Source organism: Knoellia sp. Soil729 (assembly GCF_001427985.1).
Lineage (GTDB): Bacteria > Actinomycetota > Actinomycetes > Actinomycetales > Dermatophilaceae > Knoellia.
This window is the reverse complement of sequence record NZ_LMSA01000002.1, coordinates 1316548-1340820: the sequence shown is the minus strand read 5'-3', so window position 1 is coordinate 1340820 and position 24273 is coordinate 1316548. Positions and strand designations below refer to the sequence as shown.

General features: G+C 70.0%; 21 protein-coding genes and 1 riboswitch. Of the genes, 14 read left to right on the top strand and 7 right to left on the bottom strand.

What is annotated here, in order from left to right; translation table 11 throughout:
- Positions 1–7 precede the first annotated feature (7 nt).
- The 12 genes from ASG74_RS11275 to ASG74_RS11225 all read left to right on the top strand — a co-directional run bounded on the left by ASG74_RS11275 (position 8) and on the right by ASG74_RS11225 (position 13262).
- Positions 8–784, top strand: coding sequence for an S-methyl-5'-thioinosine phosphorylase (locus ASG74_RS11275; RefSeq protein ID WP_235498898.1), 777 nt, complete (start codon positions 8–10; stop codon positions 782–784).
- Positions 781–2121 carry an amidohydrolase family protein gene (locus tag ASG74_RS11270; protein WP_056142900.1) on the top strand — a complete coding sequence of 447 codons (1341 nt, stop codon included), beginning with the start codon at positions 781–783 and terminating at the stop codon, positions 2119–2121. Before ASG74_RS11275 ends, ASG74_RS11270 begins: the two co-directional genes overlap by 4 nt.
- A gap of 4 nt (positions 2122–2125) precedes the next feature.
- The gene (locus ASG74_RS11265) at positions 2126–2575 is read left to right on the top strand and encodes a cupin domain-containing protein (RefSeq protein ID WP_056142897.1); all 450 of its coding nucleotides are present in this window, start codon (positions 2126–2128) and stop codon (positions 2573–2575) included.
- Between the two features lie 92 nt (positions 2576–2667).
- Positions 2668–3723 carry a BMP family ABC transporter substrate-binding protein gene (locus tag ASG74_RS11260; protein ID WP_056142894.1) on the top strand — a complete coding sequence of 352 codons (1056 nt, stop codon included), beginning with the start codon at positions 2668–2670 and terminating at the stop codon, positions 3721–3723.
- A 167-nt stretch (positions 3724–3890) separates the two neighbouring features.
- On the top strand, positions 3891–5087 hold the full coding sequence (locus tag ASG74_RS11255; RefSeq protein ID WP_056142891.1) for an ABC transporter permease: 1197 nt from the start codon (positions 3891–3893) through the stop codon (positions 5085–5087).
- A gap of 1 nt (position 5088) precedes the next feature.
- Positions 5089–6078, top strand: a complete 990-nt coding sequence (locus tag ASG74_RS11250) for an ABC transporter permease (RefSeq protein WP_056142888.1) — start codon at positions 5089–5091, stop codon at positions 6076–6078.
- A gap of 4 nt (positions 6079–6082) precedes the next feature.
- Positions 6083–7678 carry an ABC transporter ATP-binding protein gene (locus tag ASG74_RS11245; RefSeq protein ID WP_056142882.1) on the top strand — a complete coding sequence of 532 codons (1596 nt, stop codon included), beginning with the start codon at positions 6083–6085 and terminating at the stop codon, positions 7676–7678.
- 149 nt (positions 7679–7827) lie between these two features.
- Positions 7828–8205 carry an alpha/beta fold hydrolase gene (locus tag ASG74_RS17710; protein ID WP_235498897.1) on the top strand — a complete coding sequence of 126 codons (378 nt, stop codon included), beginning with the start codon at positions 7828–7830 and terminating at the stop codon, positions 8203–8205.
- A gap of 5 nt (positions 8206–8210) precedes the next feature.
- Positions 8211–8720 (top strand): hypothetical protein, encoded by a 510-nt coding sequence (locus ASG74_RS17705; RefSeq protein WP_235498896.1) that lies wholly within the window; start codon positions 8211–8213, stop codon positions 8718–8720.
- Between the two features lie 219 nt (positions 8721–8939).
- Positions 8940–10019 carry a ferredoxin reductase gene (locus ASG74_RS11235; RefSeq protein WP_056142876.1) on the top strand — a complete coding sequence of 360 codons (1080 nt, stop codon included), beginning with the start codon at positions 8940–8942 and terminating at the stop codon, positions 10017–10019.
- 115 nt (positions 10020–10134) lie between these two features.
- Positions 10135–11427 (top strand): fatty acid desaturase family protein, encoded by a 1293-nt coding sequence (locus ASG74_RS11230; RefSeq protein WP_056142873.1) that lies wholly within the window; start codon positions 10135–10137, stop codon positions 11425–11427.
- 149 nt (positions 11428–11576) lie between these two features.
- Entirely contained in the window at positions 11577–13262 is a 1686-nt protein-coding gene (locus tag ASG74_RS11225; protein WP_056142871.1) for an MFS transporter, read from the top strand.
- On the opposite strand, the gene ASG74_RS11220 is transcribed toward ASG74_RS11225, so the two are convergent.
- From ASG74_RS11220 to ASG74_RS11190, 7 genes are all read right to left on the bottom strand, one after another.
- On the bottom strand, positions 13240–13899 hold the full coding sequence (locus ASG74_RS11220; RefSeq protein WP_056142869.1) for a Crp/Fnr family transcriptional regulator: 660 nt from the start codon (positions 13897–13899) through the stop codon (positions 13240–13242). The genes ASG74_RS11225 and ASG74_RS11220 overlap by 23 nt on opposite strands.
- 90 nt (positions 13900–13989) lie before the next feature.
- Positions 13990–14424, bottom strand: coding sequence for a monovalent cation/H(+) antiporter subunit G (gene mnhG, locus ASG74_RS11215; RefSeq protein WP_082569666.1), 435 nt, complete (start codon positions 14422–14424; stop codon positions 13990–13992).
- Positions 14421–14717 (bottom strand): monovalent cation/H+ antiporter complex subunit F, encoded by a 297-nt coding sequence (locus ASG74_RS11210; protein ID WP_056142866.1) that lies wholly within the window; start codon positions 14715–14717, stop codon positions 14421–14423. The genes mnhG and ASG74_RS11210 overlap by 4 nt, the downstream gene beginning before the upstream one ends.
- Positions 14714–15238, bottom strand: a complete 525-nt coding sequence (locus tag ASG74_RS11205) for a Na+/H+ antiporter subunit E (RefSeq protein WP_082569665.1) — start codon at positions 15236–15238, stop codon at positions 14714–14716. Before ASG74_RS11205 ends, ASG74_RS11210 begins: the two co-directional genes overlap by 4 nt.
- Complete coding sequence (locus ASG74_RS11200) at positions 15235–16830, bottom strand: Na+/H+ antiporter subunit D (protein WP_056142863.1); 1596 nt, start codon at positions 16828–16830, stop codon at positions 15235–15237. Before ASG74_RS11200 ends, ASG74_RS11205 begins: the two co-directional genes overlap by 4 nt.
- On the bottom strand, positions 16827–17321 hold the full coding sequence (locus ASG74_RS11195; RefSeq protein ID WP_082569664.1) for a Na(+)/H(+) antiporter subunit C: 495 nt from the start codon (positions 17319–17321) through the stop codon (positions 16827–16829). Before ASG74_RS11195 ends, ASG74_RS11200 begins: the two co-directional genes overlap by 4 nt.
- Entirely contained in the window at positions 17318–20176 is a 2859-nt protein-coding gene (locus ASG74_RS11190) for a Na+/H+ antiporter subunit A (protein WP_056142862.1), read from the bottom strand. The genes ASG74_RS11195 and ASG74_RS11190 overlap by 4 nt, the downstream gene beginning before the upstream one ends.
- A 196-nt stretch (positions 20177–20372) precedes the next feature.
- Positions 20373–20603, top strand: a riboswitch (cobalamin riboswitch).
- Between the two features lie 145 nt (positions 20604–20748).
- Here ASG74_RS11190 and ASG74_RS11185 point away from each other — a divergent pair.
- Both ASG74_RS11185 and ASG74_RS11180 read left to right on the top strand, forming a co-directional pair.
- Entirely contained in the window at positions 20749–23187 is a 2439-nt protein-coding gene (locus ASG74_RS11185; RefSeq protein WP_056142860.1) for a ribonucleoside-diphosphate reductase subunit alpha, read from the top strand.
- Positions 23184–24206: a ribonucleotide-diphosphate reductase subunit beta gene (locus tag ASG74_RS11180; protein ID WP_200942570.1), complete on the top strand. Its 1023-nt coding sequence runs from the start codon at positions 23184–23186 to the stop codon at positions 24204–24206. Before ASG74_RS11185 ends, ASG74_RS11180 begins: the two co-directional genes overlap by 4 nt.
- Positions 24207–24273 lie beyond the last annotated feature (67 nt).

The following is a 24273-nucleotide window of genomic DNA, read 5'->3' as shown; positions in this document are numbered from 1 at the left end:
GCCGCCGGTGAGCCTCCAGCCCCTGGGAATGATCGCCGGCACCGGTTTCTACGACCTGGAAGCGCTCGACGACGCGCGCAGCGAGACGGTCGAGACGGCATACGGGCCCACGCCGGTGACCCGGGGGACGTGGCACGGCCAGCCCGTCGCCTTCGTCACCCGGCACGGAGCCGGGCACAAGGTGCCGCCGCACCGGGTGAACTACCGCGCGATCATCCGCGCGCTGGCCGACCTCGGTGTCCGTGACGTCATCGCGGTCAACGTCACGGGCGGCATCGAGCCAGACCTGGAGGCCGGCGAGATCGTCGTCCTCGACGACTTCCTCGACTTCACGCGGCGACGCGAGTCGACGTTCCACGACGGCGACGGGCCCGAAGGGGTGGTGCATACCGACATGACCACGGCCTACGACCCGGCCCTGCGGCGCGAGCTCCTCGAGGCCGCGAGCTCGATCGAGCAGCCGGTTCTCGACGGTGGCGTCTACGTCTGCTTCGACGGCCCGCGCTTCGAGTCGCCCGCCGAGATCCGGCTCGCCGCCCTCGCGGGCGGGACCGTGGCCGGGATGACCGGCGTCCCCGAGGTGACGCTCGCTGTCGAAGCAGGACTTCGGTATGCCGCCCTCAGCCTTGTCGTGAACCCTGCGGCCGGCGTGCGGCCGGGCGAACCGATCACGATGGACGAGATCTCGGCCGTGCTCACCACGGGTGCACCCAAGGTGCTCGCCATCATCGACGAGCTCGTCCACACGCGCTCGGTGTTCGCCTCGGACGAGGACGACGCATGAGCAGGGTCGTCATCCGCGACCTCGAGCTCCTGGTCACCGTGGACGCCGAGGACTCGGTGCTGCACGACGTCTCGGTCGCGGTCGAGGACGGTGTCATCGCCGAGGTGGGCGAGGTGCCGGCGCGGCCGGATGACGAGGTGATCGACGGGCGGGGCCGGCTGGCCCTGCCCGGTCTCGTGAACCTCCACACCCACCTCCCCATGACGCTGCTGCGTGGCATCGCGGAGGGGAGCGACCTGCAGGGCTTCCTCACCCGCGTCTGGGCGGCCGAGGGTGCGGTGATGGACCCCGAGACGGTCGAGCTGGGGGCGACCCTCGGCGCCGTGGAGTCCCTGCTCGGGGGCTGCACGACGCAGCTCGACATGTACTTCCACCACGAGGCCGGACATCGCGGAGCCGTCGCAGCGGGGTCGCGGCACGTGGGTGGCCCGACCTTCTTCGACGGGCCCGGACCGGACGGGTTGGAGTGGCAGGAGCGGATGGCCGGGCTGCGTGCCTGGCCCGAGGTGCTCCGCTCGATCGGTGGGCCCGCGGTCCCGGTCGCTGCGATGCCGCACGCGACCTACACCAACTCGGTGGAGCACCTCGCCGAGGTCTCGTCCCTGCTGCGCGAGCTCGCCCCTGACGGCGTCCTGCACACGCACGTGTCCGAGAACGCGGCCGAGAACGCCGACACCGTGGCCCGCTTCGGCGCCACCCCGACCCAGCTCCTCGCGAGCGCCGGCGCCCTCCCGCCCCTCGCGTCCCTCCGGGTGGTCTTCGGGCACGGCGTCCACCTCACCGACTCGGACCGCGCCACCGCCGCCGCCGCGGGCGTCACCGTCGCGCACTGTCCCGGTTCGAACCTCAAGCTCGCCTCCGGCGCGCTGAACTGGACGCGGTGGCGAGCGGACGGCATACACCTCGGCATCGGCACCGACGGGTGCGCCAGCAGCAACGACCTCGACATGTGGCAGGCCATGCGCCAGGCAGCACACCTCGCCGCGCTGACGAGCGGTGACCCGGCCATCGGCGCCGTCGACATCCTGCGTGCCGCCACGATCGACGGCGCCCGCGCTCTCGGGATGGAGCACCTCGTCGGCAGTCTCGAGGTGGGCAAGCGCGCCGACATCGTGCTGCTCGACCTCGACCAGCCGCACCTCACCCCTGTGCACGACGTGCCCGCACTGCTGGTCCACGCGGCGGGCAGGGGCGATGTCACCGACGTTCTCGTCGATGGGAGGATTGTCGTCAGCGAGCGCCGCGCCACCCTGGTGGACCTGCGCCAGCTCCTCGACAGGAGCCGGGGGAGGGCTCGCGCAGCAGCAGCCGCCGCTCACGCAGCCCAGGAAGTCTGAGTCATTGCGCACCGCCGAGCAGATCATCGCCGACCTCAGGATGGAGCCCATCCCGCAGGAGGGCGCGTGGTTCGTCGAGGGCCCGCGCACCCAGGCGCTCAGCTCGATCCTCGTCCTGCTCACGCCGGCGGATGACGGCTTCTCCGCGATGCACCGCCTCGAGGTCGACGAGGGGTGGCAGTGGCTGGACGGAGCCCCCGCGGCGCTGCTGCGCCTCAAGGAGGGCCGGCACCGCAACCACGGCCGCCTCACCCTGCTCCACGAGAAGCACCGCCAGAGGCTGGTGCGCAAGGGCATGTGGCAGGGCGCCGCCACCCTGGGCGACTGGACCCTGCTGTCGTGCTGGTGCAGCCCGGCGTTCCGGCCGCAGCACTTCACCCTCGGGGACCGCGACGACCTCGTGGGGAAGTTCCCGGACTACGCCACGGAGCTCGCCGCGCTGACCCGCCAGTAACGACACGGCAACGGAATTTCAACCGCGTCTCAGGGTGGGGCCCCGGCGGCTACCATTCGGGGGCATCCTGCACACCCCCAAGGAGTATGTCTATGAAGGCCAAGCCTTTCCTCGTCGCGGTCCCTGCCGCGCTCGCCCTCGCCCTCGCCGGCTGTGGCGGTAGCACCGGCAACAACACCGACACCGGCAGCGGCACCAACGCCTCGTCCGCCCCCAAGGACTGCTCCTCGGAGGACGTGTTCTGCATCGGTCTCGTCACGGACACGGGCTCTGTCGACGACAAGTCGTTCAACCAGGCCGCCTGGGAGGGCGTGAAGGCCATGGAGGGCGACGGCATCCAGACGAAGTACATCGAGACCAAGGACGCCAAGGACTACGCCTCGAACCTCAAGCAGTTCACCGACCAGAAGTACGACGCCATCGTCACGGTCGGCTTCCTCATGACCGAGGCCACGCGCACCGCTGCCGCTGCGAACACCACGACGAAGTTCATCGGTGTCGACCAGTTCCAGGAGAGCGACGTCGCGAACGTCACCGGCCTGGTCTTCCCCGAGGCCAACGCCGGCTACGCCGCGGGCTACCTCGCGGGCCTGCTCACCAAGACGAACAAGATCGGCGTCGTCCTCGGCCAGGAGATCCCCCCGACCCAGAACTACGCCAAGGGCTACGAACAGGGCTCCAAGGCCGCCAACCCCAAGATCTCGGTGGCGAAGGTCTACCACCCGGCCGGCGACAACGCCTTCTCCGACTCCCCGTGGGGCGCCGGCGAGGCCAAGAAGATGCTCGCGCAGGGCGCGGACATCATCTTCGGCGCCGGCGGTGGCACCGGCAACGGCGCCCTCGGCGAGGTCGCCAAGTCCAAGGGTGCGGGCGAGTCGCTCTACTGCATCGGTGTCGACCTCGACCAGTGGGACACCGTCCCCGAGGCGCACCCGTGCCTCGTGACGTCGGCCGAGAAGAAGCTCACCGACGGCACGACCACCCTGCTCAAGCAGGCCAAGGACGGCTCCATCAAGGGCGGCAACTTCAACGGCAAGACCGGACTCGCGGCCTACCACGACTTCGACTCCAAGATCCCCGCCGAGGTCAAGACCAAGGTCGCCGACGTCGTCAAGGGCATCGAGGACGGTTCCGTCAAGGTCGCCTGACCTCGTCACCCCACCCGGCCTGACCGGGCTGGGCCGCGTCCCGCGAGCCTGTCGGCTCCCGGCGCACGTCGGCTACAGTCCGGGCATGCTTTGCACGGAACGGGCGCCCTCCAGCGAGGGCGCCCGTTCTCCCGTCCCGACACCTGTCACCACACCCCCGGAGAGTCATGGCTGACCCCGATCTCCCCCCGGCGAAGGACGCCCCGGCGCCCGCGACGGAGCCCGCACCCACCGACACCGGAGCGGCGGTGCCCGTGGTCGCCGAGCGGGGTGCGACGCCCCCGCCCACGGGAGTGCTCGGCATCCTCGTGCGGCACCAGGCGATCGTGGTCCCGATCCTCGCGGTCGTGCTGGCCTTCGCCATCGGTGCCATCCTCATCCGGGCGCAGGGGTTCAACCCGACCTACGCCTACGAGGTGCTGTTCACGCACTCGTTCGCCACCGAGTCCGGGCTGCTGGCGACGATGCAGAAGACGACGCCGCTCATCCTCGTCGGCCTCGCCGTGGCCATCCCGCTCAAGGTCGGCCTCTTCAACATCGGTGGCCAGGGCCAGCTCATGGCGGGCGGCATCGGTGCGGCATGGGCCAGCTATGCGCTGCGTGACCTGCCCGCCGCCCTCATCGTCGTCGTGGCGGTCGTGGTCGCGGTCCTCCTCGGCGCCATGTGGGCCTCGATCGCCGCCCTGCTCAAGACCACCCGCGGCGTGCACGAGGTCATCTCGACCATCATGCTCAACTCGATCGCCGTCGGCCTCATCGACTGGCTCGTCAACGGCGGCCCGCTCTCCGACAAGGGCCAGCCCTTCCCGACCTCGCACGCGGTCCCCGAGGGCGCGCGACTGCTGCCCTTCCTCAAGCTCATCCCGTGGGGCCTGCCCGTCGCGCTGCTCCTCTCCGTGGTCGTCGCCTGGATGCTCAAGCGCACCACCTTGGGGTTCGAGCTCCAGACTGTGGGCCGCAACAAGTTCGCAGCCGGGTATGCCGGTATCGGGACGACCAAGGCCACTCTCGTCGCGATGGCGCTGTCCGGTGGCCTGGCCGGGCTCGCGGGAGCCTTCGAGCTCCTGCAGATCGAGCCCTACCGCTACCAGAACGGCATCGCCGGCTCGCTCGGCTTCGACGGCATCACCATCGCGCTGCTCGCCCGGGGCAACCCTCTCGGGACGATCCCCGCGGCGGTCCTCGTCGGTGCGATGCGTGCCGGCGCCCCGACGCTCCAGTTCCAGCTCGGCATCCGACCCGAGGTGGTCGACGTGCTGCTGGCCATCACGCTGCTCATGGTCTCGTTGCCCGTCATCGCGAAGTTGATCTTCCGCCGACACGCGACCAAACAGACGCAGCTCGCCGGAAGCTGGGGGGCCTGACATGCAGTGGGTGCAGCACAACAAGATCTGGGCCGGCGCCGCCGCCCTCATCCTCATCGGGGCCTACGCGTTCTACTTCGTGAACTCCAACATCGCCGTGTCGATGTTCTCCTACGCCTGGTTCCTCGCGGTTCCGCTCGTCCTCGGCGCCATGGTCGGTGTCATGGGTGAACGCTCCGGTGTCGTCAACATCGGCATCGAGGGGCAGATGCTCGTCGGCGCCTTCGCCGGGTTCTTCGCCGCCGCGGCGACCCAGTCGGTCGTCATCGGTGTCATCGCCGGCGCCCTGTCCGGCATCGCGATGGGTGCCTTCCTCGCCTTCTCGACCGTCGTGGGCCAGCTCGACCAGATCATCGCCGGTGTCGTCATCAACATCGTCGCCACCGGCATCACGTCGTTCTACTTCGAGTCCGGCAAGACGATCCCGCGGGGCCTGCCCAACTTCGACGTCCCCCTGCTGTCCGACATCCCGCTCATCGGGCCGGTCTTCTTCTCGGACGGTCCGATCGCGCTCTTTGCGCTCATCATCGCGTTCACCCTGCACTTCATGCTCTTCAAGACGCGATGGGGACTGCGCACCCGCGCCGTCGGCGAGTACCCCTCGGCCGCGGACACGGCGGGCATCAACGTCGTCGCACTGCGCCTGTTCAACGTCACGGTGGCCGGCACCCTCGCCGGACTGGCCGGGACCTACCTGTCCATGGAGGCCACGAGCACGTTCGAGCGCAACATGAGCTCGGGCCGAGGCTTCCTCGCCCTCGCGATCCTCATCTTCGGTGCGTGGCGACCCCTGCGCGCCCTGGCCGCGGCGCTGTTCTTCGGCTTCATGCAGTCGCTGGCGTCGCAGCTCCAGGCGAGCGACGTCGTCAACATCCCCCAGCAGTTCATCAACCTGCTGCCCTACGTCCTCACCCTCGTCGTGCTCGCCGCCGCCGCGGGCCGCGTCCGGGCACCAGGTGCCGTGGGCCAACCGTTCGTGAAGGGTGACTGATCGCATGTCCGAGCACACGGCATACACAGAAGGGCCGAAGGTCCCAGCCCGGGGTGAGCGCGAGACCCTGCTCGAGATCGACGGTCTCTCGAAGTCGTTCGGCACCGTCCACGCCAACAAGGACATCTCACTGCGCGTCGACCGGGGCGAGATCGTGGCCCTGCTCGGCGAGAACGGCGCCGGCAAGTCGACGCTCGTGAAGCAGATCTTCGGGCTCATGACGCCCGACTCCGGCACGATCAGGATCAAGGGCGACACAGCACGGATCAAGGACCCCAAGGACGCGATCCGTCGTGGCATCGGCATGGTGCACCAGCACTTCCAGCTCGTGCCCGTGATGACCGTCGCCGAGAACCTCATGCTCGGCCACGAGAGCACCAAGGGCGGAGTCCTGGACCTCGAGGGCGCCCGCCAGATGGTGCGCGAGCTGTCGGCGCGGCACAAGCTGTCGGTCGACCCTGATGCCGAGGTCGAGGACCTGCCCGTCGGGACCCAGCAGCGCGTCGAGATCCTCAAGGCGCTCTCGCGCCAGGTCGACCTGCTCATCCTCGACGAGCCGACCGCCGTGCTCACGCCGCAGGAGACCGACGAGCTGCTCGGTGTCATGCGCGAGCTCGCGTCCGGGGGGACGTCCATCGTCTTCATCACCCACAAGCTGCGTGAGGTGCTCGCGGCGGCCGACCGCTGCTACGTCCTGCGCCAGGGCGAGGTGGTCGGCGGCGTCGACGACCTCACCCACACCACGACGAGCGACCTGGCCTCGATGATGGTCGGGCGCGACGTGGTGCTGCGCATCGACAAGGCCGAGGCCACCCCGGGCGACACGGTGCTGTCCATCAAGGGCCTCAAGGTCAAGGACGACCGTGGGCTGCCTGCCGTCGACGGCTTCGACCTCGACGTGCGCGCCGGTGAGATCGTGGGACTGGCCGGGGTCGAGGGCAACGGCCAGCGTGAGCTGGTCGAGTCGATCGCCGGGATGCGGCCCTCCGTGGCCGGCTCCGTGCACCTGGGCTCCAAGGACATCACGAAGTCCAACGCGCGCGACACCAACAACGCCGGCGTCGGCCACGTGCCCGAGGACCGCGAGAAGCACGGCCTCGTCGGCGGCTACTCCATCGCCGACAACCTCGTGCTCAACCGCTATGACGAGGAACCGTTCGCCAAGGGCTTCATCCGCGACTTCGGCGCGGTGCGCAACCACGCGGTCACGCTGCGCGAGGAGTTCGACATCCGCTCCCCCAACGTCGAGGCGCCGGCCGGCTCGCTCTCGGGCGGCAACAAGCAGAAGGTCGTCGTCGCCCGCGAGATGTCGGCCAAGCCCCAGCTGCTCATGGCCGCGCAGCCCACGCGTGGCGTCGACGTGGGCTCGATCGAGTTCATCCACCGCCGCATCGTCGACGCGCGCGACGCCGGCGCTGCGGTGCTGCTGGTGTCGGCCGAGCTCGACGAGATCCTCTCGCTCTCGGACCGGATCGCCGTCATCCACGACGGCCGGGTCGTCGCCGAGCTGCCGGGCAAGGGCGCCGACCGCACCGAGATCGGCCGCCTCATGGCCGGCGACTCCGACGCGGGCTCCGACTCCCACTCCCCTTCCCACTGACCCCACCTCCCCACGTCCCAACTTTCCCGCCTGAAGTGGGTTTCTCTCTGTTCGCCTGACCGCCGCTGTCAAGCGAACAGAGAGAAAGCCACCGCCAGTCGCTGGCAAGGGGTTTCCGCAGGCCGTCGCTGGCTGACATGGTGGAGCCCATGGGCACCGAACCGAACCTGACGACGCAGATCCTCGAGCTGCCCGACGTCGACCTCGTCCACGACGTGCGTGGTCCCCTGCCCACCCGCGACGGCCGGCCACCCCTGCTCATGATCGGCCAGCCCATGTGCGCCGACGGGTTCGAGGCGTTGGCTGCAGAGTTCCCCGACCGCACCGTCGTGACCTACGACCCGCGTGGGCTGGGCCGCAGCACGACACGTCGCGACGGCCGCACCGACCAGACGCCGCAGGACCAGGCCGCCGACCTGCACGCCCTCGTCCAGCACCTCGGGGCGGGACCCGTCGACCTCTTCGCCAGCAGCGGTGCGCCGTCACCGCTCTGCACTGGGCCGCCACCCACCCTGACGATCTCGTGACGGTCGTGGCCCACGAACCGCCTGCCGTCTGGGCCCTGCCCGATGCTGAGACTGTCGAACGCGCCTCGGCAGAAGTGGGAGCTGCCTACGCGAAGCGCGGCTTCGGCGCGGGGATGGCCGCGTTCATCAGGATGAGCAGCTGGCAGGGCGAGTTCACCGATGACTACTTCGCCCAGCCCGTCCCCGACCCCGCGCAGCTCGGACTGCCCACCGAGGACGACGGATCGCGGGACGACCCGTTGCTCTCCAACCGTGCGCGCGAGGTGACGTCCAACCGGCCCGACCTCGAGGCCCTGCACAACGGTCGACCGCGGCTCATCCTCGGCGTCGGCGAGGAGACCGGCAACACGATCACCGCCCGGGCCACGCGCGGGATCGCCGACGAGCTCGGGCTTCCCGTGACGATGTTCCGGGGGCACCACGGCGGGTTCTCGAGCGCCGAGGGGCCCTGGCCCGGCAAGTCGGTCGAGTTCGGTGCCCGCTTGGCCGAGGTCCTGACCGGCGACGCCGACTGAGCCTCCGCTGCCCGCGCGGCCCAGTCAGGTCGCGCTGAAGTGGGTTTCTCTCACCTCGCTTGACGGCGGCTGCCACGCGAGGTGAGAGAAACCCACTTCAGGCGGGAACGTCTCACGGGTGATGGAAACCACCAACCTACGGGCTCGTAACCTACGGAGTCGTAGGTTACGCTTGCGTATGTGACTGCAACGCTGAACCGAACGACCCCGAATGGGCGCGTGGACTCTCCGAAGCCCCTCGCCGGTCTCCTCGACGGCGCGCGCAAGGTGGCCCAGGCCATCGCGACCCCCCTCGTGCCGGCCGACTACCTCGACCTCCTCGACCCGATGCGCTCCGGTGCCGACCTGCGCGGCCGCATCGTGTCCATCACGCCCGAGACCGCGGACGCCGCGACGGTGACGATCCGCCCCGGTCGCGGCTGGGCGGGTCACCGCCCCGGCCAGTACATCCGCATCGGCATCGACGTCGACGGTGTGCGTCACTGGCGCGCCTACTCCCTCACCCACCGGTCCGACAGCGGTGACGGCCTCATCAGCATCACGACCAAGGCCATCCCCGACGGCAAGGTGAGCAACCAGCTCGTCCGCGCGACGGCACCTGGCACGCTCGTCATGCTCGACCAGGCCACCGGTGACTTCACGCTGCCGCAGACCCTGCCGGCCAGGGCACTGTTCCTCACCGCTGGCTCGGGCATCACCCCCGTCATCGGCATGCTGCGCAACCACCTCGACGACCTTCCCGACGTCGCGCACATCCACTGCGCGCCGACCGAGGCCGACGTCATCTTCCGCGACGAGCTGCGCGGGTATGCCGCCGCGAGCCGGCTCACGCTGCACGAGAACCACGACGACGTGGCCGGGATCTTCAACCTCGCCTCGCTCGACGAGCTCGTGCCGGACTGGCGCGAGCGGGAGGTGTGGGTGTGTGGCCCGACCGGTCTGCTCGACGCGGCCGAGGCCCACTGGGAGTCGGCCGGACTGGCCGACCAGCTGCACGTCGAACGGTTCCGCCCCAGCGTCGTCGAGCCCGGCGAGGGTGGCACCGTCACCTTCGAGCGGACCGGCATCACGCTCGAGGCCGACGGCGGCACCCCGATCCTCGACGCCGGCGAGGCCGCCGGTGTCCTCATGCCGAGTGGTTGCCGCATGGGCATCTGCTTCGGCTGCGTCGTCACCATGCGCGAAGGCGCCGTGCGCGACCTGCGCACCGGTGACATCACCACCGGCGAGGACGGTGAGGACGTGCGCATCCAGACGTGCATCAGCGCCGCCGCCGGCCGCTGCGACATCGACCTCTGACCATGAATCCCCGTGCGTTTCTCACCCAATTCCCCGGTTGTGCACACGGCGTGTCCGTGCATATCCCGGGAATTGGGTGAGAAACGCACACACGAACCAAGGAGCTGAACACACCATGACCCTCGCCCCCGAGCGCACCCGCCCCACCCCCGCCAACTCGCGCCTGTCCGTGACGAGCGCCGAGCCGCGCCCCCAGCGGCCGGAGTTCAAGAAGTCCGGCCGTCCCAACCCCGCCGCCCACCTCACCCCGGAGCAGATCGAGGAGATCGGGCGCGAGCTCGACGTCATCCGCGCCGAGGTGATGGACTCACGCGGAGCCGGCGACGCGGCATACATCCGCAGGGTCATCAAGACGCAGCGCTACCTCGAGATGGGCAGCCGAGCCGCCCTGCTCTTCTCCGGCGTGAAGTACAAGGGTGTGCGCCCCATGTGGTGGCTGGGCACCGCCGGCCTGTCCGTCGCCAAGATCCTCGAGAACATGGAGATCGGGCACAACGTCATGCACGGCCAGTGGGACTGGATGCGTGACCCCAAGATCCACTCGACCGCGTGGGAGTGGGACCACGCCAGCCCCGCGAGCCAGTGGAAGCACAGCCACAACGAGATCCACCACATGTTCACCAACGTCCTCGGTCGCGACAACGACCTCGGCTACGGCATCCTGCGCGTCGACCAGGACCAGCGGTGGTCGCTGTTCTACCTCTTCCAGCCGGTCTGGCACGTCGCCAACGCGCTGCTCTTCGAGTACTCCATCGCGGCCTATGACCTCGAGCTCGGCGGCTACCTCGCCAAGAAGAAGCGCATGAGCGAGGAGGACAAGGCGAAGTTCCACCAGGACGCCCAGCTCACCCTCGCCAAGATCAAGGCGCAGATGACCAAGGACTACGTGGTGCACCCGGCGCTGTCGGCCGCCACGTTCACCGGGTCGCCGCGGCACACGTTCACCGCCAACGTGGTCGCCAACCTCGTGCGGAACGTGTGGAGCAACACGGTCATCATCTGCGGCCACTTCCCGCCCGGCATCGAGACGTTCGAGAAGACCTCGATCGAGGGTGAGACCCGCGGCGAGTGGTACCTGCGCCAGATGCTCGGCTCGGGCAACATCCACGGCTCCAAGGCCATGCACCTCATGACCGGCAACCTCAGCCACCAGATCGAGCACCACCTCTTCCCGGACATGCCGAGCAACCGCTACTCGCAGATCGCACCGAAGATCCGCGACCTCATGGAGCGCAACGACCTCAAGTACGTCAGCGGCTCGCTGGCCAAGCAGGTCGGTGGCGTCTACTGGAAGGTCGTGGAGCTGTCGCTGCCGCCCAAGCGTGAGGGCACGACGCGTCGCGCGACGATCCTGCGCGCCGCCAAGAAGGCCCTCGGGGGCAAGGGCGGCCAGGGCCGCCGCTACTGAAGCGACGACAACGACGATCCCGTATGCCGGGTGGTCCCCTTCGCCGGACCACCCGGCTTCGTCGTCCGGGCCCACGGTCGAGGCCGCCGACTCCCCGCAGTGTCGGCAATCGAACAGAGGGGCGAGTCTGGGAGTTCTAGCCTCCGAGCATGACCACCACAGCAGCTGAGGAGAGCACCAGGAGCTCGGTACGCAGGGTCCTGGCCAACGGCAACCTCCGCCGCGTGCAGCTGGCTTTCTTCGCGTCCGTCATCGGCGACTGGGCCCAGGCGACGGCCCTCACCGTGTGGGCCTACACCGACGGTGGAGCCGCTGCCGTCGGAGCGTTCACCGCGGCGCGGTTCATCGCCGTTGCGGTCGCCGGACCGCTCGGTTCGGTCATCGCCGACAAGGTGCCGCGCCGGACCTTCATGATCGCCACCGACGTCATCCGCGCGATCCTGGTGTCGATCGGGGCCATCCTCATCATGACCGATGGTCCGTCCCTCCTCGTCTACGTCCTGGGCATCGTCGTGGCCGTGGTGGGCGCGCCCTTCCGCTCGGCCCAGGTCGGGCTCATCCCGCAGCTGGTCGACCGTCCCGACGAGCTGACCGCCTCCAACGCGGTGGCGTCGAACCTCGAGAACATCGCGGTCTTCCTCGGCCCCGCGCTGGGCGCCCTGCTCGTCGGGAGGTTCGACGTCTCCACGGCCATCTGGGTCAACGTGGCGACCTACCTGTGGTCGATCCTCCTCGTCTCCGGGGTGCGACCACGCAAGCTCTCCGTCGACGTGGCGGACCCCGACTCCGAGAACCCGGAGGGGGCGAGCGCGGCGAGCTCTGGCGAGCGCGCCCCGGGCTTCTTCGCGGAGCTCGCCGCTGGGTTCACCTTCGTCGGTCGTGACCGCGACCTCCGCACCGTGGCCCTGCTCGCGGCGGCACAGGGCTTCGTGTGGGGCACGCTCACCGTCTTCACCGTGGTGATCGCCGTCGACCTGCTCAAGACCGGGGCCGCCGGGGTGGGGGTGCTCAATGCGCTCATGGGTGCGGGCACGACGTTGGGTGGCCTCGTCGTCCTGACGCGGGTGAGCAAGGGCAAGCTCGGCCAGGACATGGCGACGGGCGTCCTCGGCTGGTCGTTGCCCATGATCGCCCTGGCCCTCTTCCCGTCGCCGGTGACCGTGTTCGGGGCGCTCGCCGTCATCGGCCTGGCCGACCCCTGGGTCAACCTCGGGCTGGAGACCATCCCCCAGCGACTGGCGTCCGACGCGGTCATCTCCCGCGTCTACGGCGCGGTCGAGAGCGCCCTCATCGGGGCCATGGCGCTGGGTGCGGCCGTCGCCCCGGCCCTCATCCACGGCATCGGCTTCCGACCGGCGATGGGGGCGGTCGGAGTGCTCGTCGCCGGCTACACCCTCACCACGCTGCGGACGGTGCGCAGGCTCGATGCCCGGCTCACCGAGCCCGAGCACCTCGGCCTGCTGCGCTCGCTCGAGATCTTTGCGCCGCTCGCCCCGCCCACGCTCGAGACCCTGGCCCGCAAGCTGGTGACCGTGAGCGCCGCGAGCGGGGACGTCGTGGTCCGCGAGGGCGAGACCTCGGACCGCTTCTATGTCATCCGGTCCGGCGCCGTCGAGGTCACCTCGCAGGGCCGGGTCCTGCGGGTCGAGTCCACCGGGGACTTCTTCGGCGAGATCGGCCTCATCCGCGACGTCCCCCGCACGGCGACCGTCACGGCTGTCCAGCCCAGCGAGCTGCTCGCCCTCGACCGCGACGACTTCCTCGAGGCCGTGAGCGGGATCGGCGAGGCCAACCGTGCCGCCGAGGAGATCGTCAGCCGCCGCCTGGCCGTCTGAGCCCGTCGCGGTCGAGCACCGTGATCCGGCCCCGCCCGAGCTCCACCACCCCGAGCGCGGCCAGTCGCTGAAGCACCTGGTTGACGCTCGGCCGGGTGCCGCCGACCAGTCCCGCGAGGTGGTCCTGCGTGAGGGGGATGACGACCGGCCCAGTCGGCGCGGCCGCGTAGGTCTCGGCCAGCTCCGCGAGGCGACGGCTCACGCGAACGTCCATGCCGGCATACATCACCTCGACGAGACGGTCCGACAGCTCCTCCACGCGACGGGCGAGCAGGCTGAGCAACAGCTGCTCGGCGGACCGGTTCGCGGCCCGCAACCTGGTGAAGGCGGCGGCGGACAGGGCCCTTGTGCGGACGGGCTCGAGGGCGACGATGCTCGCCGAGCGCACCGCCTTCGGCCCGAGCAGCGACAGCTCGCCGAAGTAGTCGCCCGGCCCCAGCACGTTGAGGATGGCGGTGTCGCCGTCCGGCGTCGAGACCCTCACGGCCACCCGACCGGCCTCGACGAGGTGCAGGCTGTCGGCCGCGTCGTCGGCATGCACGAGGGTCTCGCCCTTGGCGAACGTCCTGACCCGGGTGCTGGCCAGCAGCGCCTCACGCGCCGGGGGGTCCAGCGAGGCGAGCAGCGGCCAGTCCATCCCCGCAGTCAAGCAGCCTTCGGCACGCCGTGTCGGTGGCTGGGCGATACCGGCCAGTGTGCCGGGTCCAGCCACGGTGCAGGCGGCGGATCAGCGCTGCGGCCGCGCGTCCCGCCGCGGCTCCGCGTCAGGCGCCGCGTCAGGCGCCGCGTCCCGCCCCACCTCTGGCAGCGGCCCCGGCCGCGCCCGCACGCCTGTCGACCGCTCGTGCTCGAGCAGGTCGTCGCGGGTGAGCCGCGTCCGGTCGATGTGCCCGGCCCGCAGCGCTGCTCGGCCGAGCATGTGCGCCGACACCGGTGCCGTGACGAGCTGGAAGACCGCCGCCAGGGCGATGACCGCCAGGACGCTGCGGTCCTCGACGCGCAGCGCCAGGCCCAACAGGATGAGCAGGACGCCGAGGGTCTGCGGCTTGGTGGCCCCGTGCATGCGGGTGAGCACGTCGGGGAAGCGCACCAGCCCGATGCCGGCGAGGAGGGCGAGCAGGGAGCCCACGATGAGGCAGGCCCCGGCGATGACGTCGGTCATTTCTTCCCTCCGTCGTCCACGCGGCGCGGCCTGCCGTCGCCGTCCCGGGCTGCGAAGCGGGCGATGCTCACCGAGCCCAGGAAGCCCACGAGCGAGAGGGCGAGCAGCACCGAGACCGTGCTCGAGTAGCGGCCGACGGCGGCATGCACCCCCACGGCTCCCACGGTGGCGGCGACGAACACGTCGGTGGCAACCGTGCGGTCGAGCATCGACGGTCCCCGCACGACACGGACGAGGCAGAGGATCCCGCTCACGGCGAGGAAGCCGGCACAGATGAACCCGACGACGATCATGACGGCTCCCCACCACAGACTGCGTCACGCTCCGCACGAGGGCCGAACGCCCTGACGACCCGCTGCTCCTGGTCGAGGACCGACCGGCGGAAGCTCTCGATGTCGGCGTCGGAGGCCGCCGACATGACGTGGACATAGATGGCGCCCTGCTCGGCGTCGAGCTCGACGAGCAGCGAACCGGGGACCAGGCACACCAGCTCCGAGGTGATCGTCATGAGCAGCTCAGATCGGGAGCGCAGGTCGATGCGCAGCAGCGCGCTCGGAGGTGACCCGCTCGGTCGCAGGGCGAACCACGACACCTCGATGCTCGCCCGGACCAGGTCCCAGAGGAACCGCGCGGCCAGCACCAGGGTCGGCCACGGACGCACGACCCACGTCCACGGAGCGGTGGGGAACGGGAAGACCGCCACGACGGCCACTGCTGCCAGCACGCCACCGACGACGATGGTCGGCGTCACCGCTCCCCAGAGGAGGATCCACACGACCGTGAGGATGAGCACCACCGGCCACGCGCGCCTCATCGCTGGTCCCCGAGGACCGCGGAGATGTAGGGAGTGCGCTGCAGGAGCTCGGCGCCGGCCCGGTCAGTGATCGCGAACAGGGGCCCGGCAAAGACGGTCAGCCCCACGCTGAAGGCCACGAGCAGGACGGTGGGCAGTCCCATCGACAACGGGATGCGCTGCTCCGTGGCGACCTTCTCCCACATGGTCGTGACCTGGGTGCCGGTGGAGACCTGCTCGTGGCCGTGCAGCGGGCCGTGCGACCAGATGTCCTCGTCCTCGTGCTCGGCGTCCGGGTCCACCGGCTGCCAGAACGCGCGGTTCCACACCTTGACGATGGCATAGAGGGTGAGCAGGCTGGTGACGATGGACGCGACCACCGCGGTGATCGCGAGCCAGTCGCCTGCCGCGATCCCCGCCTGACCCAGGGCCACCTTGCCCAGGAAGCCCGAGAACGGCGGGATGCCGGCGAGGTTCATCGCCGGGACGAAGAAGAGGACCGAGAGCAGGGGTGCGGACCGGGCCAGCCCACCCAGCCGGCTGAGGTTCGTCGTGCCGCTGCGGTACTCGATGAGGCCGGCGATGAGGAACAGCACGGTCTGCACGGTGATGTGGTGGGCGATGTAGAAGATCGCGCCCGAGAGGCCGAGCTGGGTCGCGTAGGCGATGCCGAAGAGCATGAAGCCGATGTGGCTGACGAGGGTGAAGGACAGGATGCGCTTGATGTCCGACTGCGCGACGGCGCCCAGGATGCCGATGACCATCGTGAGGATCGACGCCCACAGGAGCAGCCCGCGCAGCCCGTCCCCGGGGAACAGCAACGTCTGCGTGCGGACGATCGCATAGATGCCGACCTTGGTGAGCAGGCCCGCGAACACCGCGGTCACCGGGGCGGGCGCGGTGGGATAGGAGTCGGGCAGCCACGCGGACAGCGGGAAGACGGCCGCCTTGATGCAGAACGTCACGAGCAGGAGCAGCTGCAGCATCTGTGCGACCCCGGGCGGCAGCTCGCCCAGGCGGATGGCCAGCTCGGCGAAGTTCACCGTGCCGGTCGCCGCATAGATGCAGGCGAGGGCGATGAGGAAGATCGTCGACGAGATGAGGCTGACGATGACGTAGATCGTGCCCGCGCGAATGCGTGCCTCGGTGCCACCGAGGGTGATGAGCACGTAGCTCGCTGCGAGCAGGACCTCGAAGCCGACGAACAGGTTGAACAGGTCCGCGGACAGGAAGGCGTTGGACACCCCGGCGCTGAGGACGAGGAACGTCGGGTGGAACACCGACAGCGGTGTCTCGCGGCCGTACTCGACGATGCCCTGCCCGAAGGAGTAGAGCAGGACGCACAGGGTGACGAACGTCGACACGAGGAGCATCAGGGCCGACAGGCGGTCCGCCACGAGGGAGATGCCGATGTCCGGTCCCCAGCCGCCGATGGAGACCGACTGCGGTCCGTAGCGGTCCGAGCGCACCAGCAGGGTCGCGGCGGTCACGACGACCGCACCCAGCACGACGACCGAGATGATCCGCTGGGCGGCGGCCGAGCGGCCGAAGACGAGGCAGAGCCCGGCGCCGAGCAGCGGCAGCAGGACGGGCAGGACGACGATCTGGGTCATCTCGCCTCCTCCCGTGGGTGCGTTCCTTCGTCGGTATGCCGTCCGCCCACCTGCGGGGTCGGCTCCGGCTCGTCCTCGCCCTCCTCGTCGGGCATCCCGGCGGTGACGTCGTCGAAGGAGGCCGATGGGTGGTCGAGGTCGGCCCGGCGGGTCACGAGGTCGTCCTCGACGTCGTCCTGCACGTCGTCGTGCCCCGTGAGCTGCCACGCCCGGTAGGCCAGGGCGAGCCCGAAGGCGGTGACCCCCAGGGTGATGACGATCGCCGTGAGCACCATCGCCTGCGGCAGCGGGTCGGTCATGGGCTCGTCGCTGCTGCCGATGATCGGGGCACTGCCTGCCTCACCGGAGGCGACGAGGAAGACGAGGTTGACGCCGTTGCCGAGCATGACGAACCCCACGAGGATGCGGGTGAGGCTGCGCTCGAGGACGAGCGTGGTGCCGCAGGCGACGAGCACGACGATGGCGACGACGAGGACGACGTTGGTGCTCACGAGACCGTCACCTGGGTCGGGGCGGGCTCGACGTCGCCGTTGTCCTCGCCCTGCTTGTCGATGCCGCCGCCGAGGCTGCGGAGCACGTCGAGCGAGAGGCCGACCACCACGAGGTAGACACCGATGTCGAAGAACAGGGACGTCACGAGGTGGACCGAGCCGAACGGCCCCGCCGGGATGTCGAAGATCCCGCTCTGGAAGGCGTTGTGGCCCAGAAGCGCCGGGATGACCCCGGAGAGGGCGGCGATGACCAGGCCGGACCCCAGGACCACGCCCGCGTCGACAGGAGCCGCCGTGTCGAGCTCAGCACGCCCGCCCGCGAGGTAGCGGACCATGAGCGCGAGCCCGGCGATGAGGCCGCCGGCGAAGCCGCCGCCGGGCAGGTTGTGCCCGGCGAACATGAGGTAGATCGAGAACAGCATGAGCACGGGGAAGACGACCCGCGTCACGATCTCGAAGACGACCGAGCGCCGGCGGTCGGCGATGAGCCCGGCCCCGCTCAGCCAGGCCGACGTGTCCTCGGCGGCCCGGTTGCGGCGGCTCTCGCGGTGCGAGGTGGCGCGGTCGGTGAGCAGGAAGATCAGGCTCGCGACGCCGGTCGCTGCGACGACGAGCACGGCGATCTCGCCGAAGGTGTCCCAGACGCGGATGTCGACAAGGGTGATGTTGACGATGTTGTTGCCGCCCCCGTAGTCCCGCGCCGGCCCGGCGAAGTCGAGGCCCACGGGTGACGCGGTGCGCGCGTTCGCGGCGAGCAGCGCGTAGCCGCCGACGGCCAGTCCGGTGAGGCACCCGACGGCGACACGGATGCGCCGGGCCGAGGTGAACGGGCGGTCCGAGAAGAACGGCGGGAGGCGGCGCATGACGAGCACGAACGTCACCAGCGAGAAGGTCTCGACGAGGACCTGCGTGAGGGCGAGGTCCGGGGCACCGTGGGCGACGAAGAGCAACGCCGTGCCGTAGCCGGTGACGCCGAGGAGGAGCACGGCCCGCAGGCGTCGCCGCGAGCGCACCGTGAGGACGGCAGCCACCACGACCACCACGACGATGGCGACCTGGAGCAGGTTGTCGGGGCCTCGCAGGCCGACCCCGTCCCAGGTGCTCACCAGCGTGGTGCCGGGCACGACGACCAGCACGAGCAGGATGATCCCGAGGTAGACCGGCAGCGAACCGCGCTGCGTGCGGCCGGTGACCTCGATCGAGAGGCGGTCGATGGCCCTGATCAGGCCGTGGTAGACCAGCTCGGCCTCGGGGATGTGCAGCCGCTCGACGACCTTGCCCTGGGCCGCCGACACCCGGCGACGGGCGAGCCAGAGCAGGAGGCCGGTGCCGACGGCCAGGACCGACAGGCCCAGCGCGGGGGTGAGGCCGTGCCAGAGCGTGAGGCTGGGTTCGTGGGCACCCGAGGGGAGCTGGCCGGCATACGCCATGAGACGCGAGGTGAGCGCAGCACCGGTGAGGCCACCGACGAGGGAGAGCGCCGCGAGCACCACGGGTGCGGCCAGCAGGCCGACGCGGGGGGCGGTGACCTGCGGCGGCGTGACGTCCCTGACCCCGAACGCCCCCCACAGGAAGCGCGCGGTGTAGGCGACCGTCAGGGTGGACCCGACCACGAGGCCGACGAGCGCCAGCGGCCCCCACGCCCCGAGGTCGGCGTCCTGGCCGAGGTCGAGGAAGGCTGCGAGCGCGGCCTCCTTGGCCGTGAAGCCGAGCAGCGGAGGGATGCCCGCCATCGACGCGGCGGCGAGCACCGCAGCCCCGAACAGGACGGGCAGCGAACGGAAGAGGCCGGTGAGCTCGCGCAGGTCTCGCGTCCCGGTGCTGCGGTCGATGACCCCGACGACGAGGAAGAGCGTCGACTTGAACAGGGCGTGAGCGAGGACCAGCCCCAGGCCCGCGAGCGCCGCCGCCCGGGTGCCCGCACCGACGACGGCGACGAGGAAGCCGAGCTGGCTCACGGTGCCGTAGGCCAGGAGCAGCTTGATGTCGTGCTGGCGCAGCGCACGCAGCCCACCCAAAATCATCGTCACCAGCCCGGTGACGATGAGCAGTGGCCGCCAGCCGGGGATGTCGGAGAAGGCCGGCGCGAGCATGGCGACGAGGAAGACGCCCGCCTTGACCATCGCCGCGGCGTGGAGGTAGGCGCTCACCGGGGTCGGTGCGGCCATCGCGCCCGGGAGCCAGAAGTGGAAGGGCACGAGTGCGGACTTGCTCAGCGCACCCACGAGGACGAGCATCACGGCGACCGTCGTCGCGGTGCCCGAGGGCGGGTTCGCGACGATGTCGGTGAGGCGCGAGGTGCCCGCCTCGTGCCCGAGGACGAAGAGCCCGATGAGCATCGCGAGCCCACCGAAGGTCGTCACGAGCAGGGCGTTGATGGCCGCGCGGCGGTTGGCCCGGCGCTCGGGGTTGTGGCCGATGAGCAGGAACGACAGGACGGTGGTGAGCTCCCAGAAGATGTAGAGCACATAGAGGTTGTCCGAGACGACCAGCCCGAGCATCGAGCCGGCGAAGGCCGTGAGCACCGCCGAGAAGCGCCACAGCTCGCGGTCGCTCTCGCGGAAGTACCAGGTGCAGTAGAACAGCACGAGCGCGCCGACCCCGGTGACCACGAGGGCCATGAGCGCGTTGAGCGGCGTGAGCGCCAGGTCGATCTGCACGTCGATCGACGGGATCCACGAGACCTGCTGGGTGCGCACCTCGCCGTCGAAGGCCGCCTGCGCCGGAGCCAGGAGCCACAGGAACGAGCCGAGCGGGACGAGGGCGAGGACGACGAAGGCGCGCCGCGCCAGGACGCGCACGAGGACGGGAGCCAACGCGGCCGCGACGAAGTGCAGCGTCACGATCGTGATCATGAGTGCCTCCATCCGCGCAGCCGACTGTGTGATGGGGGTTGACTGAGGTCTCGTCGTGGACAAGCTCCCCGGGGCAACATCCCTGGTACCCAAATTATGACGGTTCCATTCCCCTTCCCGGTATGCCGGGTGCCTCGGGTCCGAACGACACGCGGACACACCACATGTGGGCGCCGCCCTGGGCCCGTCGTCCATATATGGTGAGCGACGCAGCTGGTTCGCCGCCCCAACCCAGAGGTGTCGAGGCAACAGGGAACCCGGTGGAAGTCCGGGACTGCCCCGCAGCGGTGAGTGGGAACGAACGCCATCCCTCGCGGCACACGCCGCGTGGAGAAGCACTTCGCCTTCGGGCGTGGGAAGCGATGGCCACTAGGCGACCTCGGTCGAGCCCACGAGTCCGAAGACCTGCCAGCGCACCGTGCCCGCCGGGCACGGTGGTCCGACGCCGCGCGGGACGGCTGACGGCAGATCAGGCGTTGCGCTGGCTTGCTTCGGTATGCCGTCCGCTCGCCCTGGTGTCGTCGTCTCCTGCACGACCCGGACCTCTGGTCTGATCTCGCGAGGAGAGAGTCATGACGGTCACGGAGCAACGCTCCCCCAACGCTGCGGAGCCCGAAGCAGCGGCACCGCCCACCACCAACGCCACCCCACAGCGTCCCCAGATGCAGGTGCGCAAACGCAACGGCGACCTCGAACCGGTCGACGTCGGCAAGATCGTGCGCGCCGTCGAGCGGGTGAGCGGCGACCTGCTGGAGATCGACCCGCTGCGGGTCGCGACCCGCACCATCAGCGGGCTCTACGATGGTGCCACCACCTCGGAGCTGGACGACCTGTCGATCCAGACCGCGGCCCAGATGATCGGTGACGAGCCGCAGTACTCTCGCCTCGCCGGGCGCCTGCTGTCGGCATTTCTCGACAAGGAGGTCCGCGGCCAGGGCGTCGCGTCGTTCAGCCAGTCGGTCGCCCTCGGGCACGTCAATGGGCTCATCGGCGACGAGACCGCCGCGTTCGTCCAGGACCACGCGCGCAAGCTCGACCGGGCGGTGGACCCCCTGGGGGACCACCGCTTCGAGTACTTCGGGATCCGCACGGTGGGTGACCGCTACCTGCTGCGCCACCCGACCACGCGCCTCGTCATCGAGACGCCGCAGTACTTCCTGCTGCGGGTGGCGTGCGGCCTGGCCACGTCCGCGCGCGAGGCGATCGAGTTCTACCGCCTCATGTCGAGCCTGGCCTACCTGCCCTCGAGCCCGACCCTGTTCAACTCCGGGACGGCGCACCCGCAGATGTCGTCGTGCTACCTCGTCGACAGCCCGAGGGACGACCTCGACTCGATCTACTCCCGCTACCAGCAGGTGGCGCGGCTGTCGAAGTTCGCCGGCGGCATCGGCATGGGCTTCTCACGCATCCGCTCCCGCGGGGCGCTCATCCGCGGCACCAACGGGCAGTCCAACGGCATCGTGCCGTTCCTGCGGACGCTCGACGCCTCGGTGGCGGCAGTCAACCAGGGCGGTCGGCGCAAGGGTGCCGCCTGCGTCTACCTCGAGCCGTGGCACCCCGACGTGGAGGAGTTCCTCGAGCTGCGCGAGAACACCGGGGAGGACGCCCGGCGCACCCACAACCTCAACCTCGCGAACTGGGTCCCCGACGAGTTCATGCGCCGGGTCGAGGCCGACGAGCCGTGGTCCCTCATCGACCCGGACCAGGCACCGGAGCTGGTGGACCTCTGGGGTCCCGCCTTTGACGAGGCCTATCGCCGCGCCGAGGCCGAGGGCCGCGTGGTGCGCCAGGTCAAGGCACGCGACCTGTACTCGCGGATGATGCGGACGCTGGCCCAGACCGGGCAGGGGTGGATGACGTTCAAGGACGCGTCCAACCGCACCTGCAACCAGACCGACGACTCGGGCGAGGTGGGGGCGCCGATCGTGCACCTCTCGAACCTCTGCACCGAGATTCTCGAGGTGTCCTCCGACGGTGAGACAGCCGTCTGCAACCTCGGCTCCGTCAACGTCGCTGCCCACCTCACCCCGGGACGCGACGACGTGGACTGGGACCGGCTGCGAGCCACTGTGCGAACCGCCGTGCCGTTGCTCGACCGGGTCATCGACATCAACTACTACCCCTCCCCGGAGTCGGCGGCGTCCAACCCGCGCTGGCGCCCTGTGGGCCTGGGACTCATGGGGCTGCAGGACGTGTTCTTCGCCCTGCGCCTGCCCTTCGACTCCCCGCCGGCCCGGGAGCTCTCGACCCGCATCTCCGAGGAGATCTACCTCACCGCACTCGAGGTCTCGAGCGAGCTCGCCGAGCGCGAAGGTGCGCATCCGGCATACGACAGCACAAGGGCGAGCACCGGTGTCCTGCAACCGGACCTGTGGGACGTCACCGGCACGCAGACCGAGCGCTGGCAAGCGGTGCGTCAGCGCATCGCCGAGCACGGACTGCGCAACAGCCTGCTCATCGCCATCGCCCCGACGGCGACGATCGCGTCGATCGCCGGGTGCTACGAGTGCATCGAGCCGCAGGTGTCCAACCTGTTCAAGCGCGAGACCCTCAGCGGGGAGTTCCTGCAGGTCAACTCGGCGCTGGTGCGTGAGCTGAAGTCGCGCGACCTGTGGAGTCCGGAGATCCGCGAGCAGATCAAGCGCGCGGAGGGGTCCGTGCAGGGTGTGACCGCCCTGCCCGAGGACGTGCGCCAGCTCTTCCGCACGGCGTGGGAGCTGCCGCAGAAGGCCCTCATCGAGCTCGCCGCCGCCCGCCAGCCGTTCATCGACCAGAGCCAGTCGCTCAACCTGTTCCTGGCCTCGCCGACGATCGGCAAGCTGTCGTCGATGTACCTCTTCGCGTGGAAGTCCGGGCTCAAGACGACCTACTACCTGCGCTCACGCCCCGCGACCCGCATCCAGCAGGCGACGACGAGCATCACGCCGACCGGGTCGGCCCTCACCATCACCGACGAGGCAGCGGTCGCCTGCTCCCTCGAGAACCCCGAGAACTGCGAGGCCTGCGAATGACCCTGTCCCACACCGACACCCGGATGCTGCTCGACCCGGGGATGAACCTCACCCTGCGCCCGATGCGCTACCCGCACTTCTACGACCGCTACCGCGACGCCATCAAGAACACGTGGACCGTCGAGGAGGTCGACCTGCACACGGACCTGGCCGACCTCAAGAGGCTCACGGCGGCCGAGCGCCACCTCGTGTCACGGCTCGTCGCCTTCTTCGCCACCGGCGACACGATCGTCGCCAACAACCTCGTGCTCAACCTCTACCAGCACATCAACTCCCCGGAGGGCCGGCTCTACCTCAGCCGCCAGCTCTTCGAGGAGGCCGTGCACGTGCAGTTCTACCTCACGCTGCTCGACACCTATGTGCCCGACGAGGTCGAGCGGCACGAGGCGTTCGCGGCGGTCGACACCATCCCGTCGATCAAGCACAAGGCCGACTTCTGCTTCCGGTGGATCGACTCGGTCTTCGAGCTCGACGCGCTCGAGACCCGGGAGCACCGGCGGGCCTTCCTGCTCAACCTCATCTGCTTCGCCGCGGTGATCGAGGGGCTGTTCTTCTACGGGGCGTTCGCCTACGTCTACTTCCTGCGGTCGAGGGGGCTGCTCAACGGTCTGGCGTCGGGGACCAACTGGGTCTTCCGTGACGAGTCGATGCACATGGCGTTCGCGTTCGACGTCGTCGACACCGTGCGCGAGGAGGAGCCCGACCTCTGGGACGACGAGCTCACCGCCCAGGTCCGCCAGATGCTCGTCGAGGGGGTGGAGGCGGAGGCCCAGTTCGCGCAGGACCTGCTCGGCGGTGGTGTCGCCGGGCTCTCGACCGCCGACATGCGCTCCTACCTCGAGCACGTCGCCGACCGACGGATGCAGCGGCTCGGCCTCGAGCCGATCTTCGGCTCGCCCAACCCGCTGGCGTTCATGGAGCTGCAGGACGTGCAGGAGCTGTCGAACTTCTTCGAGCGCCGCGTGTCCGCCTACCAGGTGGGGGTGAGCGGCACGGTGGGCTTCGACGAGGACTTCTGAGTCCCGGCCCGGCCCCGTGTGCCGGGTGCTCACCTCACGGAGCACCCGGCACACAGGGAGGACCGCC

Excerpts from the sequence above, each read along its gene's own strand:
- mnhG (WP_082569666.1), bottom strand. The coding sequence starts at position 14,424 with ATGACCGACGTCATCGCCGGGGCCTGCCTCATCGTGGGCTCCCTGCTC.
- ASG74_RS11255 (WP_056142891.1), top strand. The coding sequence starts at position 3,891 with ATGGCTGACCCCGATCTCCCCCCGGCGAAGGACGCCCCGGCGCCCGCG.
- ASG74_RS11185 (WP_056142860.1), top strand. The coding sequence starts at position 20,749 with ATGACGGTCACGGAGCAACGCTCCCCCAACGCTGCGGAGCCCGAAGCA.
- ASG74_RS11220 (WP_056142869.1), bottom strand. The coding sequence starts at position 13,899 with ATGGACTGGCCGCTGCTCGCCTCGCTGGACCCCCCGGCGCGTGAGGCG.
- ASG74_RS11250 (WP_056142888.1), top strand. The coding sequence starts at position 5,089 with ATGCAGTGGGTGCAGCACAACAAGATCTGGGCCGGCGCCGCCGCCCTC.
- ASG74_RS11210 (WP_056142866.1), bottom strand. The coding sequence starts at position 14,717 with ATGATCGTCGTCGGGTTCATCTGTGCCGGCTTCCTCGCCGTGAGCGGG.
- ASG74_RS11260 (WP_056142894.1), top strand. The coding sequence starts at position 2,668 with ATGAAGGCCAAGCCTTTCCTCGTCGCGGTCCCTGCCGCGCTCGCCCTC.
- ASG74_RS11230 (WP_056142873.1), top strand. The coding sequence starts at position 10,135 with ATGACCCTCGCCCCCGAGCGCACCCGCCCCACCCCCGCCAACTCGCGC.
- ASG74_RS17710 (WP_235498897.1), top strand. The coding sequence starts at position 7,828 with ATGGGCACCGAACCGAACCTGACGACGCAGATCCTCGAGCTGCCCGAC.
- ASG74_RS11190 (WP_056142862.1), bottom strand. The coding sequence starts at position 20,176 with ATGATCACGATCGTGACGCTGCACTTCGTCGCGGCCGCGTTGGCTCCC.
- ASG74_RS11205 (WP_082569665.1), bottom strand. The coding sequence starts at position 15,238 with ATGAGGCGCGCGTGGCCGGTGGTGCTCATCCTCACGGTCGTGTGGATC.
- ASG74_RS11270 (WP_056142900.1), top strand. The coding sequence starts at position 781 with ATGAGCAGGGTCGTCATCCGCGACCTCGAGCTCCTGGTCACCGTGGAC.
- ASG74_RS11225 (WP_056142871.1), top strand. The coding sequence starts at position 11,577 with ATGACCACCACAGCAGCTGAGGAGAGCACCAGGAGCTCGGTACGCAGG.
- ASG74_RS11245 (WP_056142882.1), top strand. The coding sequence starts at position 6,083 with ATGTCCGAGCACACGGCATACACAGAAGGGCCGAAGGTCCCAGCCCGG.
- ASG74_RS11180 (WP_200942570.1), top strand. The coding sequence starts at position 23,184 with ATGACCCTGTCCCACACCGACACCCGGATGCTGCTCGACCCGGGGATG.
- ASG74_RS11200 (WP_056142863.1), bottom strand. The coding sequence starts at position 16,830 with ATGACCCAGATCGTCGTCCTGCCCGTCCTGCTGCCGCTGCTCGGCGCC.